General features: G+C 47.8%; 17 protein-coding genes. 4 read left to right on the top strand and 13 right to left on the bottom strand.

What is annotated here, in order from left to right; translation table 11 throughout:
• Positions 1-170: 170 nt before the first annotated feature.
• The 4 genes from NSU15_RS02235 to NSU15_RS02220 all read right to left on the bottom strand — a co-directional run bounded on the left by NSU15_RS02235 (position 171) and on the right by NSU15_RS02220 (position 6,635).
• Positions 171-3,398, bottom strand: a complete 3,228-nt coding sequence (locus NSU15_RS02235; RefSeq protein ID WP_339288965.1) for a cellobiose phosphorylase — start codon at positions 3,396-3,398, stop codon at positions 171-173.
• A gap of 28 nt (positions 3,399-3,426) precedes the next feature.
• On the bottom strand, positions 3,427-4,764 hold the full coding sequence (locus NSU15_RS02230; protein WP_339288963.1) for a glycoside hydrolase family 30 protein: 1,338 nt from the start codon (positions 4,762-4,764) through the stop codon (positions 3,427-3,429).
• Between the two features lie 322 nt (positions 4,765-5,086).
• Positions 5,087-6,100: a LacI family DNA-binding transcriptional regulator gene (locus tag NSU15_RS02225; protein ID WP_339288961.1), complete on the bottom strand. Its 1,014-nt coding sequence runs from the start codon at positions 6,098-6,100 to the stop codon at positions 5,087-5,089.
• 52 nt (positions 6,101-6,152) lie between these two features.
• Positions 6,153-6,635 (bottom strand): hypothetical protein, encoded by a 483-nt coding sequence (locus tag NSU15_RS02220; RefSeq protein ID WP_339288960.1) that lies wholly within the window; start codon positions 6,633-6,635, stop codon positions 6,153-6,155.
• 367 nt (positions 6,636-7,002) lie between these two features.
• Here NSU15_RS02220 and NSU15_RS02215 point away from each other — a divergent pair, with 367 nt between their 5' ends.
• Positions 7,003-7,728 (top strand): HNH endonuclease signature motif containing protein, encoded by a 726-nt coding sequence (locus tag NSU15_RS02215; RefSeq protein ID WP_339288959.1) that lies wholly within the window; start codon positions 7,003-7,005, stop codon positions 7,726-7,728.
• Positions 7,729-7,830: 102 nt separating this feature from the next.
• On the opposite strand, the gene NSU15_RS02210 is transcribed toward NSU15_RS02215, so the two are convergent.
• A complete protein-coding gene (locus NSU15_RS02210) occupies positions 7,831-8,028 on the bottom strand; it encodes a YwbE family protein (RefSeq protein WP_339288958.1) in 198 nt (65 codons plus the stop codon).
• Between the two features lie 61 nt (positions 8,029-8,089).
• Between NSU15_RS02210 and NSU15_RS02205 the strand changes: the two genes are divergently transcribed.
• Positions 8,090-8,392 (top strand): hypothetical protein, encoded by a 303-nt coding sequence (locus tag NSU15_RS02205; protein ID WP_042123708.1) that lies wholly within the window; start codon positions 8,090-8,092, stop codon positions 8,390-8,392.
• 32 nt (positions 8,393-8,424) lie between these two features.
• Here the strand turns inward: NSU15_RS02205 and sdaAA are convergent, their stop codons facing one another.
• The 4 genes from sdaAA to NSU15_RS02185 form a co-directional block, all read right to left on the bottom strand.
• Positions 8,425-9,303, bottom strand: coding sequence for an L-serine ammonia-lyase, iron-sulfur-dependent, subunit alpha (gene sdaAA, locus NSU15_RS02200; protein WP_042123707.1), 879 nt, complete (start codon positions 9,301-9,303; stop codon positions 8,425-8,427).
• The gene (sdaAB, locus tag NSU15_RS02195; RefSeq protein WP_339288957.1) at positions 9,300-10,010 is read right to left on the bottom strand and encodes an L-serine ammonia-lyase, iron-sulfur-dependent subunit beta; all 711 of its coding nucleotides are present in this window, start codon (positions 10,008-10,010) and stop codon (positions 9,300-9,302) included. Before sdaAB ends, sdaAA begins: the two co-directional genes overlap by 4 nt.
• 153 nt (positions 10,011-10,163) lie before the next feature.
• Entirely contained in the window at positions 10,164-10,583 is a 420-nt protein-coding gene (locus NSU15_RS02190) for a GNAT family N-acetyltransferase (protein WP_339288956.1), read from the bottom strand.
• Positions 10,580-11,161: a DUF4269 domain-containing protein gene (locus NSU15_RS02185; protein ID WP_339288954.1), complete on the bottom strand. Its 582-nt coding sequence runs from the start codon at positions 11,159-11,161 to the stop codon at positions 10,580-10,582. The genes NSU15_RS02190 and NSU15_RS02185 overlap by 4 nt, the downstream gene beginning before the upstream one ends.
• Positions 11,162-11,287: 126 nt before the next feature.
• Here NSU15_RS02185 and NSU15_RS02180 point away from each other — a divergent pair, with 126 nt between their 5' ends.
• Together NSU15_RS02180 and NSU15_RS02175 are read left to right on the top strand one after the other, a co-directional pair.
• On the top strand, positions 11,288-11,488 hold the full coding sequence (locus NSU15_RS02180; RefSeq protein ID WP_339288953.1) for a hypothetical protein: 201 nt from the start codon (positions 11,288-11,290) through the stop codon (positions 11,486-11,488).
• On the top strand, positions 11,481-11,936 hold the full coding sequence (locus NSU15_RS02175) for a hypothetical protein (protein ID WP_339288952.1): 456 nt from the start codon (positions 11,481-11,483) through the stop codon (positions 11,934-11,936). The genes NSU15_RS02180 and NSU15_RS02175 overlap by 8 nt, the downstream gene beginning before the upstream one ends.
• Positions 11,937-11,943: 7 nt before the next feature.
• Here the strand turns inward: NSU15_RS02175 and NSU15_RS02170 are convergent, their stop codons facing one another.
• The 4 genes from NSU15_RS02170 to NSU15_RS02155 all read right to left on the bottom strand — a co-directional run bounded on the left by NSU15_RS02170 (position 11,944) and on the right by NSU15_RS02155 (position 15,133).
• Positions 11,944-13,587: an NAD(P)H-hydrate dehydratase gene (locus tag NSU15_RS02170; RefSeq protein ID WP_339288951.1), complete on the bottom strand. Its 1,644-nt coding sequence runs from the start codon at positions 13,585-13,587 to the stop codon at positions 11,944-11,946.
• 46 nt (positions 13,588-13,633) lie between these two features.
• Entirely contained in the window at positions 13,634-14,266 is a 633-nt protein-coding gene (locus NSU15_RS02165; protein ID WP_339291217.1) for an NAD(P)H-binding protein, read from the bottom strand.
• Between the two features lie 217 nt (positions 14,267-14,483).
• Positions 14,484-14,897: a GNAT family N-acetyltransferase gene (locus tag NSU15_RS02160; RefSeq protein ID WP_042123695.1), complete on the bottom strand. Its 414-nt coding sequence runs from the start codon at positions 14,895-14,897 to the stop codon at positions 14,484-14,486.
• 20 nt (positions 14,898-14,917) lie between these two features.
• On the bottom strand, positions 14,918-15,133 hold the full coding sequence (locus NSU15_RS02155) for a hypothetical protein (protein ID WP_042123693.1): 216 nt from the start codon (positions 15,131-15,133) through the stop codon (positions 14,918-14,920).
• Positions 15,134-15,143: the final 10 nt, after the last annotated feature.

The following is a 15,143-nucleotide window of genomic DNA, read 5'->3' as shown; positions in this document are numbered from 1 at the left end:
CAATATCTATGTATTTATTGTATTTGCTTTTGCCTGTCTCCGTAAGGCTTTGAATTTCGGGTTATAGGTTCCATTTTTCGGGTTCAAGCTAAAACACCTTCGGCGTCCTTCAAAGACTTTCTTATATTTGGAGAAAAAAATAAGGGAGGGCCTAGGCCCTCCCTTATTTTCTATGCCATTATTGCTCGAATTTGCTTGATCTCACCACGCCGCAGAGCCTCTGCCTCTTCCCCACGAACGAGTGCTCCAGAAATTTCAGCCACCGTACCATCGTGATAGACGAGCGTCATGCTCTGAATAACAGCCTTCTTCTCACCAAACGTATTCTCACGTTGCGGGTTCGAATACGTTACTTCCGTACCACCAAGGAATGTGAAAGAAAGATTGCCTTGTTCATCAAATAGCCAGCCCGGTAGAACCGGACCCAAAGATAACGTAAGCTGTCCATCTTCTACTCTGAAAATATGGCTTCCGGCCATCATCGTTCTCCACATACTGAGGAATTCAGCGGTCGATCCACTTAGTCTTGCTACGAACCCTCTACCGTGGTTATTGGGATCAGGATTCCCTCCAGTTGCGATAAAAGATGAGTTCTCCAGTGTACTGCGTCCATAAACCGCAGGATCAAGGAACGGCACCAGCGACGTCTTCAGCTCGCCGTAGAATTCCTCATATAGACCGCCCTTCAGCAGCTCAAGCAAATACTTGTAGGACATATGCAGGAAGTTAGACTCCCGCTCTAGCCAGCCTGGTGTGAAGGCTCTCATTCGCCCGATCTCATGAGACTCTCCCTCTAGGCTAACCGAGGTTTGGTACATAGACGTAGTCGGATCATACAGCTCCGTTTGCTTAATCAAATTGTAGATTTCTTTGACTTGCACCGGATCTTTCAACGTCTTCAACCAGCGAGTAGGTCCCTCAAGGAAGTATGGCAAAGCATATACCTCAAACTCCTCCACTACAGCTTTTGGCAGACCGTATCCGCTAAGTACCGGTTGACCTTCAGCATCTGTTACCTGCTGGAATTTCTTCGCCTCAAAGCGGAAATAGGTTGGGGTAAGTCCGTTACCGAGTTCTACCGCCTTGTTGATCCCCTCGTCGATTTTAACTAAGAATTTGGAGAGGGCTTCACGAATGTATTCTAAGGCTACTGCAGACTCAGCCCCAGTAATACCGAAACGAATACGTGCTCTATAAGCCTCACGCGCTGAAGCTACAATGTCCCAATAATTGAATTGTTCCAAATCTCCTGCTAGGACAGCCGTTACCGCACGATGTACCTCTTCAAGCAGCTGTGCAATTTCTTCTGGCAAGTCTACAGCGCCTTGGACGTTCTCTTTGCCTTTCAGAGCCTCTAGCAAAAAGACTACGGTACGTTTCAGCTCAAAAGTCTCACTCATTCCGGAGCCGAACAATCCCGGCAGTCCATTCATAGCATCGTTCCAGCCCGGCTTATTGCCTTCCATCTCTATCCCCATACCGTAAGGGTCAAGTGTAGCGAATTTATTCAAGGCAAGAGACAGCATCTTCACGAACAGATTGGTGTGGTAAATGGCACCGTGTCCACCTTCGGTACGCAGCCAATGGGTATCTCCAGCTTTCCATTTCAGCTTGTGCAGCTTCTCCTCATCCTCAAGAAGTGCACCATATTGCCGAGCCTTTCCATCACTGATTACATATTTCTCACTTCGTGGCAGCACATACGCCGGGCTGTCATAGAACGCATAGGTGTTATCCCCAAACAGAAGCTCCTGCTTTTTGTCAGGGAAGATATCCAAATAACCAACTACCAGATCCATATTATATGTCCAGTGATCCGACCAGAAGCCTTCACCAAAAGCAGCCTCAATGTTTTGTTGCGACAAGGCTAGTAGCCCCGACAGAAATTGTTGTTCGCTTACCTTCAGGGTAACGTTATGATCTGCAATATAGTTCACTAAACTACCTGGTGTGAACCGAGTGCTGCACAGCTTTACAAGCTCAGCTTGATGATCTGCCGCAGCCTCCTCGATCCACTTCACAGCTAGCGTCTTACTGTCCGGTTTCACTTCAAAGGTTGTTCCTTGTACGCTCAGCGGGTTGTAACCGTCCGCTTGTATCAAGCTATAGAACATTTTGATGTTGAAGCTACCCACCTTCGGATTAAAAAACACATCGTTCCGCCGATTCTGATTCATATCACGGAAGTTTCCGTTCCCCTGTGAATAATATTCTGGGGCGAGAGAGAAGAAGTTGTAGTCACGCTCCAAGTCACCATGCTTACGCGAGTATAAGTGAACGACAAAGCCATCCCCACCATTGTCGAAGACAAAAGGATAGCCTCCGCGCAGGAAGTTATCGAGATAGGATTGACGGCAATACGCATCAAACACAGCCGATGAAGTGTGAGTGGCAATGTCTTCCGTTAATTCTTCCGTTAGTCCTGCGGCCTCTTGAGATTTAGACATGATATATTCATCGCGGCATAACTGCTCTGCCTTCTTATTGATTTTGTCGATGTCATTTACATGTCCAACCAGTGTATTCAGGATCAGATTGCTACCTGGTGCTAAACGTCTTGCCACTCCGCTAAAACCGCACGGAACCTTGTTGACTGGGTATTGCGGAAGCTCGCCCAGTTCGGCAAGGGTTAATCCCGCAAAGCGGTCTGGGTACGTAAGCGAGGTGTTGCCACCAAAGACTAGCTCGAAATCGACAATTGGCGAGACTTTTTCTCCTTCTCCCGTAAAGGACAGATAGAAATGTCCATTGGTGATTTCACTAACCTGCGCACTATCATTAGTGCTGGAACGCAGCTTATAGAACGGAATGCCATTCTCTAAATTGTATACATCCATCCAGCTGCGCAACAGGTTACCTATTTCCTTGTATCCACTATTCTCTACACCGTAGGGCAGGATTTCTGGCAGACCATCCATCAGTTCTAACTCGATCTCTTTGCCACCGATGTTCTCAATCTCTACCCGACGTACCAATGCCGCATAATCGTCATTTGGCAGATTGAAATAGTGTACAGTCGTCTTCAGACCATGCCCAGCATGGCTTTCTTCAATGGTAAGCCCATTAGGCAAAATCGTCATGATCCGCTTGGCTGCAGGATCTGGACGTGCCGATTGAAACGGCTCATAAATCTCTTGCTCCCCTTTAATCTTGATAAAGGTTCTGAACCCGGTCGTCCCCACGTTCTTATAAGAGATATTTGCGGGTGAGAATTCCATGATCGGCGAGTTCTTATCGCGTACCCCGAAGCTGCAAATGGCCTGACCGCGGTTCACATAAAAAGTCCACATCGGAATTCCCTTCAGTCCGGCAAGACCCGGCAGGAAACTGGAAAAAGGCTTTCCCTCGTCAAATTGCTCCATTACAAATGTACCTGATTCGAAATAATAGTTGCTCACACTTATGACCTCCTAGGTTGTAGATTATTTATGAAATCAAATGCGTTACGATGGAATGCGGCGCTAGCTCGCAGCTCGCAATCTCTTCGCCTAGACCTAACGTTACATTGTGTACTTCTTCGCTTTCATTCATCAGTACAACAGCAATGCTTCCGTCAGGATTACGGAATGCTGTGGTTAAGATGCCTTCTGCTTCAGACGTAAATCCGATCCGTACTGCACCTGGCGCAATGAATTTACTGAAATGCCCAATGTAATAATAAGAGCTGTTATAGTGCACTTCATCTGTTGTCGTATCTGCAATGATCGGTGCATCGCAGAGATTGCCTACATGGTTGGGACCTCCCGTCTCATCCAGTACCAGGTTCCAATCCAGGTATCCTTCTGTCCACGCATTTAGATCTCCAATCATGTTTCTGCCGTAACGTTCACCAGTAAACCATTCCCCCAGCTTAACGCCGCCCTCTTGGCAGCCTTCTGTGAACAACAGATGCTTGTCAGGAAATAAATCATGTACCTTTTCGACCTTGTCGAACTCCTCGCCTCCGTACCAGTGAATACCGGTCCCCCACACATACTTTGCTGCGTCAGGATCAGATAGTACTGCCGAAGCACGTTCGACCATAATATCGCGGTTATGATCCCAAATTACGATGTTCACATCTGAATGGCCTGTCTGATGCATCACCGGTCCAAGATAATTTTTAACAAAATCCCGTTCCTCTTCCGCACTATAAATACATGAATCCCAGACTTGAACGGCAGCCGGCTCATTCTGCACGGAAACCGCCCAAATTGGCACTCCCTCTTTTCCGTAAGCTTCAATGAACTTCGTATAGTAGCGTGCCCAAACCTCTGCGTATTCCGGCTTCAATGATCCACCGTTATTCATTTCACCATTTGTTTTCATCCATGCCGGAGGGCTCCAAGGAGAAGCCAGCATCGTGAATGCGCCGCCTCTTACTTCCATGGCGTCTTTTATCAGCGGAAGTACCCACTTATGATCACGAGAGATATCAAAAGTAGCTAGCTCTGTATCATGATCAGCAACATACGTATAATTTCCGAGGGCAAAATCACAGCTATGAATATGAACACGCCCCATGTTATAGCCTAATCCCTCTACAGGGTGGAAGTACCGATGAATAACCTCTGCCCGTTTCTCCGGGCTCAGGCGTGATAACGTATAGGCTGCAGCTTCAGTGAAAGCGCCGCCAAATCCAATCATCTTTTGAAACTCCTGCTCTGGCTTAAGCTCCACATCGGCAGACCCAGATCCTACTCTTGCGCTAAAAACAATTGCATCTTTTGGAGTTAAGCGTTCCCCTGTATCTTTTGCAGTTACCACAGTTTGAACTTTTGCCATTTCATCCATCTCCTCTGAATTGTTTTCTTACCAAGCATAAACGTCTTCGACGCCCTTTACTGGATCATTTTCCGATGTTATAGATTCGGAGCATGAGCCATCGAAACAATCGAAACCGGTTTCGATTGTTTCGAAAAAAAATGATCTTTCGAAAGCAATTGAAAGAGCATTTTTATTTCAATGATTCGATTATAGCTCCATCCCACTAAATTAGATGTATCAAATACCACTAACTAGGAAAATAAAAGCTATGATGTCCTTTACTTTAGCAGGACTCTTTTCAGTTCGTCAAGATTTATCCTGATTTTAATACTAGCTAAATTCAGCTAATCGGAGGTGAACAAGACTCCCGTTCAACCACTTCCACCGGAACTATAATCGCTTCCTTATCTAACACTTTGCCTTCAATTGAAGCTAAAAGAATGTCAGCCGCACGGCTCCCAAGAAGTTCTGTATCCTGACGCACCGTTGTCAGTGCAGGTGTGACATACTCGGCAAGATCGATGTCATCATAACCCATAACTGAAATATCCATCGGTACGGAAAGTCCACTATCTTTAGCAGCCATAATAGCTCCTAAGGCTAATAAGTCGCCTGAAGCAAAGACCGCGGTTGGACGTTCAGGGAGCTTAAGAAGCTCCAACATCGCGTTATAGCCGCTTTCCCGAGAATAAAAGGCTCCGTTTACAACATAGGTCTTGGGTACTTTAAACCCTCGCTGCTTCATAGCGGACATATATCCCAGCTCCCGCATTTTTCCTGGAAATGTGTTCGTGCCACCAGAAATATGAGCAATCTTGCGATGCCCCAATGAAGCTAGATACTCCACCGCCAGCTGTGCCCCGACTGTATTGTCTGAGCATACCGTATGTGTCTCAGAGGTATCAAAATCCACGATCACCGTAGGAATATCACTCTCAAGCAGTTCACGGAAATACGGATCCTCATAATCGGACAAGAAGACAACAACGCCGTCTACGCCACGAATCCTGCAATTCTCTAAATAACCACTTTGCTTACCGCCGACATCTTTGGAGATAAACATGAGGGCATAACCCTTTTCAACAGCAACCTTCTTAAAGCTCTCGATCACAGCGCTGAAAAAAGGATGGCGAATACCAAATCCCGTATTCTCTACAAATAGCACGCCGATGGTCCACGATTTCTTAGTGGTCAATGTACGGGCGTGTGAATTTGGCAAATATCCCATTTCTTGGGCAACCCGGAATATTTCCTGACGAGTTTTCTCCCGTACATCGGAATAATTATTAAACGCCTTAGAAACCGTTGTTGGAGAGTAACCGGTTCTTTTGGCAATATCGTATATCGTTGTCAAATCGGCTCGCTCCTTGCCCTGACAAATGAAATGCCTTATGTTCACTGCAATTTTAACGTCTTTCCGTACCGCCGTCCAGCGAAAAGTAACTTTGTACAGAGGGGAGTAGTGTAACGGCCTGAATCAACAGCCCTAGACTCATATAGATCAAATGTATAATTGCAACACTATTCAGCATGTACGTCTGCACCGTTATCCAAATAATTTGCCCAAACCCGATATACAGAGACATAGCCCAGAAGCTATATAATTTCTTAAAAGGATTTAATAATTCCACCAAGTGCCACTGAGGTCTCTTGATCAGACCATAAACAACGAGGAGGGGCAGTAAACCAAATATGATAAATAGCAGAATACCCGGGAATAAAAAATCTGAGAATGGCGATCTTTCCAGCATAGAAGTCGGCATTTTCATTAGATCCCCGCTTGGATCTATTACAAGAGCACCGCCCCCTCCTAACGCTCCAACCCCCAAAAAAATAAGAAGAATATAAAGCCATGTTACTGTACCCGGCCTTCCCTTCGTTAATTCCATTTCACTTCCCCATTTCCAAATAAGAATTAGAGCAACCCTATCTAGAAAACGAATCTGCCCTTTTTATATTTTACAAGTTTTCCCTGTATTTCACCGAGATGCATATCACAAACTTCGCTGAGTTTTTGATTTTTTTACGTACGATGTGAACACCAGCGCTTTAAGTTATACTAAGTTTAGAAGCTAATATATTGCACCTGACCGATCTCATAAATAGAAGCCATCGAATCCTAAGCATGAACGCCTCCGACGTCCTTATAAGGACGCTAAGTGTTTAAGCGAGAAATTCAAGACATAAAGTATGGTGTGAAACTTATAAAACAAGGAGACAGGACATGCGTACACACGCGCTGCACCTAACATACCTATGAATGATACCGACCTTCTATCTACCAAACAGTGTGCTTATTGCCACAAACAAAAGCCGCTCTCTGAGTTTCGCAGACGTACAGGCAAACGTTCCAAGGGGCAGTCACGCCGTGGTGCCTGCCGTGAATGTCGTAAACAACGGGAAGCACTAAATATAAAGCTCACAGCAAACCCCTTACTGGTAAAACCTGATATGGTCCAAACCCATCAGCAGGCTCTATTGGAACGTCCCAAAGAGGGGAAACCATCTTCCGCCGCTGCTTCTTCAGGCCAATCCAATCCGAACCGCCGCGTACGTGGTTTGGAGCAGCGAAGAAAACATACACCTTCTCAAGGTGCGAAGATAAATCCTGAAGATCCGACCCAATTGATTCCCACTGCTAAAGGGATGATCTTAATGCGTGGCCATAGCGATAAGGGGCGGCGCTGGCATCAGGAAATCGATCTAGCCCTTGCGGTTACGCTAGTCAGGGAACATGCCGCTATCGTTGTGAATCGTCGAACCATAAGGCGGTTGTATAGCAATAAGGATTTTCGCGCTTATATCCTAGCTAGAGATAACTATACCTGCTACTTCTGCGGCGCTTATGGGGATACTATTGATCATTTACTACCTCGCGCTAAAGGCGGCCATACAACCCCAGATAATTGCGTCTGCGCTTGCACGTTGTGTAATCAGACCAAAGCCGATAAATCTGTTGAGGATTTTATGGGCCGAATATAACCTCTTAAATCAAAAAGCCCTAATCTCTGAAGGCTGTTCTGTTCCCGTGAACAGATGCCTTGAGATTAGGGCCGCTTATTAATATGGAGAAGTATAGGTTATTTAGTTCCCTGTAATATTCTTAACTCGTCCTACCTGTCCGCTTGTTAATCTGACCTTAATGCCATGCGGATGCCGAGGCGAGTTCGTGAGAATATCTTTTACCGTACCGTGTGTCAGCTTGCCTGTAGGCTGATCCTGCTTAAGCACAATATCCACTTCAAGCCCCAGACGAATGTCCGCTCGTACTTGTCCGTTCATGATGTAATCCCCTTTCATGGGTTATAATGTTATCAACTACAATAGATAAGGAGGAGCTGTTATGGCCTTCGGCATCAATAGAGAAGAATTATCCCGGTGGAAAAAAGCGGTCTCCGCAGGAGAGATCGCCTTCTTGACTCATTATTGGCTGGACCCGCGCTTTCCTGACATCACTACTGTCACCAAGGTGGGCTGCAGTAATCTTACCACACTGAAACATTGGTGCGAGAAGAATGGATTGCCTGCCCAATATATTCATAATCGTTCATCGTTTCCCCACTTTGACCTCATTGGACCTAGGCAGGCAGAAATCCTTCGGCAAGAAGGGCAATGGGATCAGCTGGAACGTTTCAAAATGCTCTAATCTACAAAAAATTGTGATTCAAGGCTTATAGATTACTTCTTTTTGCGTAAATCCTGCATGATTTTACGACCGGTAGGTGTCTGTGCTAAACCGCCTCCCGCAGTTTCACGATGTTTCTCTGGCATTGCTGAGCCCACCTCAAGCATAACCTTGATGACTTCATCAGATGGGATCACACTACGAACACCCGCTAATGCCATATCTGCGGCGGCAAGTGCGGTAACTGCACCGAATCCGTTTCTAACAATACAAGGAATCTCTACAAGTCCACCAACCGGATCACAAATCAGACCTAAGGTATTCTTAAGTGCTAGCCCGACAGCATGCACTGCTTGTGCAGGCGTTCCGCCGCGCAGCTCGGTTAAAGCGCCTGCCGCCATCCCAATAGCAGAACCAACCTCAGCTTGACAGCCACCTTCCGCGCCCGATACAAACGAATTATTGGCAATGACATAACCGATAGCCCCGGCCGCGAACAATCCGGATACCATATAATCATCATCCCAGCCAAACCGCTCCTGACAGCTGAGAAATACACCCGGAATAATCCCGCATGAACCAGCAGTAGGGGTTGCAATGATGCGCCCCATAGAGGCATTCACTTCAGATACAGCCAGCGCGTAAGCCATAGCTTGACCTGCGGGTCCGCCTAGGCACGGCTCATCAGCTGCATTATATGCGCCTACACGCTGGGCATCCATGCCTGTAAGACCGCTGCGTGAAGTTGTATCTTCATGCATCCCGCGATGAACAGCCTCTTTCATCACGCCATAATATTCACGCATCGTGGAGAATTCATGTTCACTGGAACGTCCAGATTCCGCGCTTTGCTCTTCGAGCATTAGCGCCCCAATGGTGAGACCCCGTTCCTCACACAATACAGCCAGCTCACTAAGTGTTTGAAAATTCATGTTAAACTTTCCTTCCCCTTCTCTTCTTGCTTACCTTCGTTTAGATTAACCAACTTCACCGATTTCACAGCAGTAAGCGCTTTAAGCGCTTCAATAAGCTCCGGTGTAGCTGCTTCATCCAGCTCCAGGACCGTTAAGGCTGCCCCACTGCGATTTTTTCGATCCAGAGACATATGCCCTATATTAAACTGTCCGTTACGCATCACTTCCGTAACACTCGCCAGAACACCTAAATAATCCATATGATTAATCAGAACCGTTGGATAGACCCCTGTAAGCTTCACCCCAAAACCGTCGATATCGACAATCTCAATGTTCCCGCCACCAATAGATGTCCCTGTTAGTGTCAGTTTGCTTCCTGTTTCTTGTCCGATAAGGTTCAGCTTAACTGTGTTGGGATGTGGAAACAGACCTGTTCCCTGTTTAAAAGAAACTTCCATCCCTGCTTCAACCGCCAGTTCTAGGGAATCTGGAAGCCGATGATCGTCGGTAGTGAAATCAAGTAACCCTCCAACAATCGCTCGATCTGTACCATGTCCCTGATAAGTTGCTGCAAAAGAACCGAAAAACGTTACCTCGGCTACACGCGGTACTTCTCCTAACACCTGCCTTGCAGCCCTCCCGATCCGTGCCGCTCCAGCGGTATGTGAGCTTGAGGGACCGACCATTGCCGGACCAATAATTGAAAATACATCCTTAAAACGCATAAAAGACCTCCTGCCTGCAAGAATAGGCAATTATCGTACTCCTATATAGTATACTGCACTAGCAGTCGGAGTTCACCGTGACATTTGCTGTGATATAAATATGCCTAACATTGCTTATTCAAAGGCTAGTATTTCTATTTCATGTCCTGAGTATCACAAGATATCCTGGGAGTACAGCATAATTCCACTTCTATACTGCCAGCCCATCCCTTCCCAGAACCCTCTTCCTTGTTCGTTGGTTCCAATAACCATCAGGTGACACTTGGCAATACCGGCTGTACGGAGATTCTCAAGACAGCGAGTCACAAGCTTACGACCAACACCCATCCCCCGGCAGTCATTATGAACGGCAACATGATACATGTAGCCTCTTCGCCCATCATGCCCGCATAATGCCGTACCTACCATCTGGCCATCTTCATTCTCACAAATCTGGCTATAGCCTCGGTTATGCGCCAGATAACGCAGAATTTCCGGCTTTGAATCCGCTTCGCTAAGTCCCATCCCCTCTGTATGCTCCCACAGCTGATAAGCAGCTTCATAATCATCCGCAACCATTTCTCTATAAATCATACTTGTCCCCTCGCTTGTACAGAACGGCATAAAGCATGAAGAGCACTTCGAGGAAGCTTTTCTAGCTCCAGCAGCGCTTCGTAAGGATCTCCCACTAATCCCAGAGCTTTCGCAAAGGCAGGCTCTGTCTTCCATCCATTTGTCTTTAAAAAAATGATTTGTTTGCGAAAAGCATCATCCATTTGAGCTAAAATTTCAGCTTCAACGATCATATGCAAATAACCATTCTGGAGCTCTGTTCGCCTCGGCTGTCCAAACAGTTCTATAGGCCAGCCCTTTGCCATAAAGTTAATTTTCGTTCGAGGGATATCTTGAACCACCCTCGACTCGCTAACAAACCCCTCCATAGCTCCAAAATATCGAGCAACTAGCGCCTTAAACTTCGCAGGATCATGAACCTCGCAAATGATATCCAAATCGCTGCCCTCCACTTGAATTCCAAGCGGTATTGTCCCAACCAACAAGGGATTATAGTCCGTTAGTAAATTCATAATATCCAGCTCTGTAAGAAGGTCATAGACCTCTTTCTGAACCGCGGTTCCACGATTCAAATCATCGATTTTTCGCCAATCATTCACTATGGACAAGCGCCTCCTCCGACTCGGGTTTATAAACGCATATGTATTAAAGACAGCGCACGCTTTTCTGGGCGCAAGCATAGAAATATACGGAGGATAGAAGGCAAGGAGGAGTGTATTAGAAAAATGAATCCCACCTACCCCTATTATGGGGAACGAACAGGATGTAAGGAACAGCCCGTCATTTTCCCCACACAGCACCAAAGCCGCCAGCCAGGTCTAGAAAATCAGATGAATCCCCGCCGACGTGTATTCATGTCAACGGTGAAGACATGGGTACAAGCTGATACACAACACACCATGAGAGGAATGTATACCTATGAATAAGATGCCCGATTATGATATTCCTTCTGTCCGTTTAACAAGTGGTATGTATGCCTTAACAAAATTAGCCTGCGCAGGGCTAACGTACGTCCTTATCTCCTTACTTATGCTTGGGTTTCCACAACATAACGGCGTACCTGAGGGTTGGCCTCTTTCAATCCCATATGCGATTTACGCTTATGGACTGCCAGCAGCACTAGTAGCCGATGTTCTGCTGCGCCTCCTACGCTCCACATCCCACATCGTTTCCCTTGTTGTATACGTTGCCGCAGGTTTCGGTGCAGGTCTATGGCTAGCAGCAGAACAAGGTGCAGAGCTACTGCTATGGGGTTTTGCAGGAATTTTGGGACTGTTGCTGTTACGGGTGACGCAACTGGGTGTGGAGCGCTCCCCTCTGCTACTGCCTGTATTTGCACTATTTCTACCGCTGCTCTGCTTACTGCTGTTATAAGCTGCACTCAGAGTGCTTCTATGATATCACCGGCAATGATAGCCGCTGGATTATTGCGCTGACGGGCAGCTCTCTCCCCTGCTAATCCGTGTAAATATACACCAAAAGCTGCTGCCTGCGCCTCATTCAGTCCCTGAGCCAGCAGGCTGGAAATGATGCCCGTTAGCACATCACCAGCCCCACCAGTGCCCATGCCGGGATGGCCTGTGGTGTTTACATAAGCTTGCCCTTCAGGCGTTGCTATAACCGTATGTGCTCCTTTTAATACGAGTGTAATCCCATGCTCTTTCGCATAACCTATAGCCAGTTTGATGCGGTCCCGTTGCACCTCAGCTGTTGTTATCCTAGCAAGGCGGGCCATCTCACCTGGATGAGGCGTCAGAATCACGGGATGGCGTCTACTTGCCCAGCTCTTGTAATCAGCTTCAGCTAATATGTTCAAGGCATCGGCATCGATCACCAGAGGACAATCCGTTCCTTCCCAGAGATTGCGAAGCCATTCTATATCGGCCTCAAATCGACCAAGACCAGGACCAACGGCAAGAACATCTCGCTCTTTACTTAGCTTCAGCAGCTCTGAAACGCTCCCTGCTTGCCAGGTTCCATCTTCATTGCCTCCAACATCGGCCAGCATGAGTTCAGGGGCAGAACCGATGATAGCAGGCATCAGCTTCTGAGGAAGCGCCCATGTCACCAACCCACAGCCTGCCCGGAGCGCAGCACGGGCAGAGAGCAGTCCGGCACCGCTCATTCTTAAGGTGCCGGCGGCAAGAAGGACATGCCCATAAGTGCCCTTATGGCCCTCAGGCGAACGCCGGCGGGCTATATCTACGCCTAGATGGGCATGTAGCACTTCCGGTGTCAGCAGGTGAACCTGCACACCGCTTTCTGAGGCCAGAGAAGTCGGAATGCCGATGGCCCGGACCTTCACATGCCCCGCAGCGCCTGCGCCGGGGTATTGCAGGAGGCCTCGCTTGAGAAACGCGAGGCATACCGTCACCGACGCATGAATGCAAGGCTCATGCGTCTCACCCGTGTCCGCGTTCAGACCACTCGGGATGTCCGCGGACACAATCACTTTGCCGCTGCTGTTCGCTGCGGCAATCAGCTCCGCATAGGCGCCGCGCGGGGCTCCCGCGGCGCCGGTGCCGAGCAGCGCATCCAAGATGCCGCTGCACTCGGCAAGGTCCAGCCGGTCCCTGCCGTATACCACGGCAGGCAGGCCCATGGCTGCAGCCGCATCGCGCTGCAGGGCGGCCTCGCCGGAGAGCGACTCCGGCGGCACCGCATAGACGAGCGTGACGGCAATGCCCGTCTCGCAAAGGTACCGTGCGGCGGCGATGCCATCGCCGCCGTTGTTGCCTTTGCCGACGAGGATGAACCATCGCTCGTCGGCGGCATGGTCCAGGGTCAGCGCATGATCTGCGCTGACCTGAAATGCCGCGACGGGAAGCGCGGCATCCGTCCGCCCGGCGTCTTCTCCATCGGCTGCATTTCTGCAGCTCGCTCCACCTCTCCGCCGGCACAGCGCAACAATCTCCTCTGCGATCACTCTTCCCGCATTCTCCATCAGCGCAATCGCTGGAATCCCCAGCCGCTGGATCGTTTCTCCATCCAGCTGCCGCATTTGCTCAGCAGTTACCAGATACATGATTCGGCCCCTTTCCGCTACACTTCAATCCACAACTAGCTTGATATCAATAAGCTACAGTAAATCTCGTCCGGCTAAAATTCCCCTCTTCCAGCTCGTCTACCATAGCTACAGCAAAATCCTCCACACTAATCATGCTTTCGCCATTCTCATCAAAAACGAGACGGTCGAGTCCAATGCGAAATTGACCTGTACGTCGACCTGACTGAACTTCCGCGGCAGGACTGGCATACGTATAGTCCAGCTCTGTGTTTTTATAGATTTCATAAGCTTCCACATGTGCCTCAGCCAACGGTCTAATCTCAGCAGGGAATTTTTCCGTATCCATCAACAGCTCTCCGGTTTCTGTCTTCAAACTGCCCGCACCACCAACAACCAGCAATCGATTAAGCCCAGCTTCTTGCATTCCCCCTACAATCGCCTTCGCTGCTGTTATCAAATCCTTCTCTTGGCCGACTGCTGGACCGTAAGCACTAATGACCTCTTCATGTCCACGGACTGCAGCTGCAACTGAAGCAGCATCTAGAACATCTACTGTCGTGATGTGCAGACGTTCATGTTCAAGAGTGAACGTTTCTGGGTTACGTACCGCAGCGGTTACCTCATGTTTTCTTTTTAAAGCCTCCTGTACAATCGCCTTTCCAATCGTTCCTGAAGCACCCAATACTACAACATCCATCTGTTTTTCCTCACTTTGTTTAGATAAGGTCATTGTACGACCTTCCTACTTATTTGTATTTTCAATACTCGTCTCAATAGCTTTTCCCTTACAACCTTTAAACATTATTTATCCCACGAGGGTTATTTAAAATCAGATTCCCAATAAGTTAACTTCCAAACGAAAAACCCCTTAACCAACACAAGGGGCACTCTCTACTGAACAGCATGTACTCGCATTAAGGGCGCAAAAACATTCCCTGAGAACGTGGCATGACCGATTCAAAGCCATATTGTGCATACAATTTCGAGGCTTCCCCATCTGCAATCAGACTTACATAAGCCTTGTCCGGTACAGTATGAAGAAATTGCCTAATTTCCCCCATGATCAATTTGCCTAAACCCCGTCCTTGATGTGAAGGCTTAACCGCGATATCCGTGACCTGAAAAAAGCATCCCCCATCGCCAATCACCCTGCCCATCCCGATCAAGGTATTCTCCTCATACAAGGTAACCGCGAAAATAGATCGAGGCAATCCTATCCCAGCCCCTTCCGCGCTCATTTCACTCAGACCAGCTTCTTTTCTCAGCGCTAAATACTGTTCCACTGAAGGACATTCATGACGTATATCCAGCTTTCCTGTCGTCCCCATACCGTTCTCCTCCTAGCTCTTTAACATACACTAAGCTTAGCACCGTTCAGCATTGCTGTTCCAACTATATACGACTCTGTGGTACACAGGCAAGGATCAGCATAGTTCAGGTAACGCTTACCCCTCTTCCCATATTGAACATACAACAGTTTCTCGGAATAACGGAATGTCTGTCCAAAAATAATAAAGCCGCCTAGCACATACGCAAGGCGGCTTTTGGAATCAACGATTCTCATTAAACTATGC

Origin of the sequence: Paenibacillus sp. FSL E2-0201 (genome assembly GCF_037963325.1) — a bacterium.
Taxonomy (GTDB): domain Bacteria; phylum Bacillota; class Bacilli; order Paenibacillales; family Paenibacillaceae; genus Paenibacillus_AQ.
The sequence above is the reverse complement of the archived record's forward strand: the minus strand, read 5'-3'. Positions and strand labels throughout refer to the sequence as shown.

What these genes read in the sequence shown, in the direction of transcription:
- NSU15_RS02230 (WP_339288963.1), bottom strand. Translation starts at nt 4,764, where the DNA reads ATGGCAAAAGTTCAAACTGTGGTAACTGCAAAAGATACAGGGGAACGC.
- NSU15_RS02180 (WP_339288953.1), top strand. Translation starts at nt 11,288, where the DNA reads ATGAATCCCACCTACCCCTATTATGGGGAACGAACAGGATGTAAGGAA.
- NSU15_RS02175 (WP_339288952.1), top strand. Translation starts at nt 11,481, where the DNA reads ATGAATAAGATGCCCGATTATGATATTCCTTCTGTCCGTTTAACAAGT.
- NSU15_RS02205 (WP_042123708.1), top strand. Translation starts at nt 8,090, where the DNA reads ATGGCCTTCGGCATCAATAGAGAAGAATTATCCCGGTGGAAAAAAGCG.
- NSU15_RS02165 (WP_339291217.1), bottom strand. Translation starts at nt 14,266, where the DNA reads ATGGATGTTGTAGTATTGGGTGCTTCAGGAACGATTGGAAAGGCGATT.
- NSU15_RS02220 (WP_339288960.1), bottom strand. Translation starts at nt 6,635, where the DNA reads ATGGAATTAACGAAGGGAAGGCCGGGTACAGTAACATGGCTTTATATT.
- NSU15_RS02190 (WP_339288956.1), bottom strand. Translation starts at nt 10,583, where the DNA reads ATGATTTATAGAGAAATGGTTGCGGATGATTATGAAGCTGCTTATCAG.
- sdaAA (WP_042123707.1), bottom strand. Translation starts at nt 9,303, where the DNA reads ATGAATTTTCAAACACTTAGTGAGCTGGCTGTATTGTGTGAGGAACGG.
- NSU15_RS02170 (WP_339288951.1), bottom strand. Translation starts at nt 13,587, where the DNA reads ATGTATCTGGTAACTGCTGAGCAAATGCGGCAGCTGGATGGAGAAACG.
- NSU15_RS02155 (WP_042123693.1), bottom strand. Translation starts at nt 15,133, where the DNA reads ATGAGAATCGTTGATTCCAAAAGCCGCCTTGCGTATGTGCTAGGCGGC.
- NSU15_RS02160 (WP_042123695.1), bottom strand. Translation starts at nt 14,897, where the DNA reads ATGGGGACGACAGGAAAGCTGGATATACGTCATGAATGTCCTTCAGTG.
- NSU15_RS02210 (WP_339288958.1), bottom strand. Translation starts at nt 8,028, where the DNA reads ATGAACGGACAAGTACGAGCGGACATTCGTCTGGGGCTTGAAGTGGAT.
- NSU15_RS02215 (WP_339288959.1), top strand. Translation starts at nt 7,003, where the DNA reads ATGAATGATACCGACCTTCTATCTACCAAACAGTGTGCTTATTGCCAC.
- sdaAB (WP_339288957.1), bottom strand. Translation starts at nt 10,010, where the DNA reads ATGCGTTTTAAGGATGTATTTTCAATTATTGGTCCGGCAATGGTCGGT.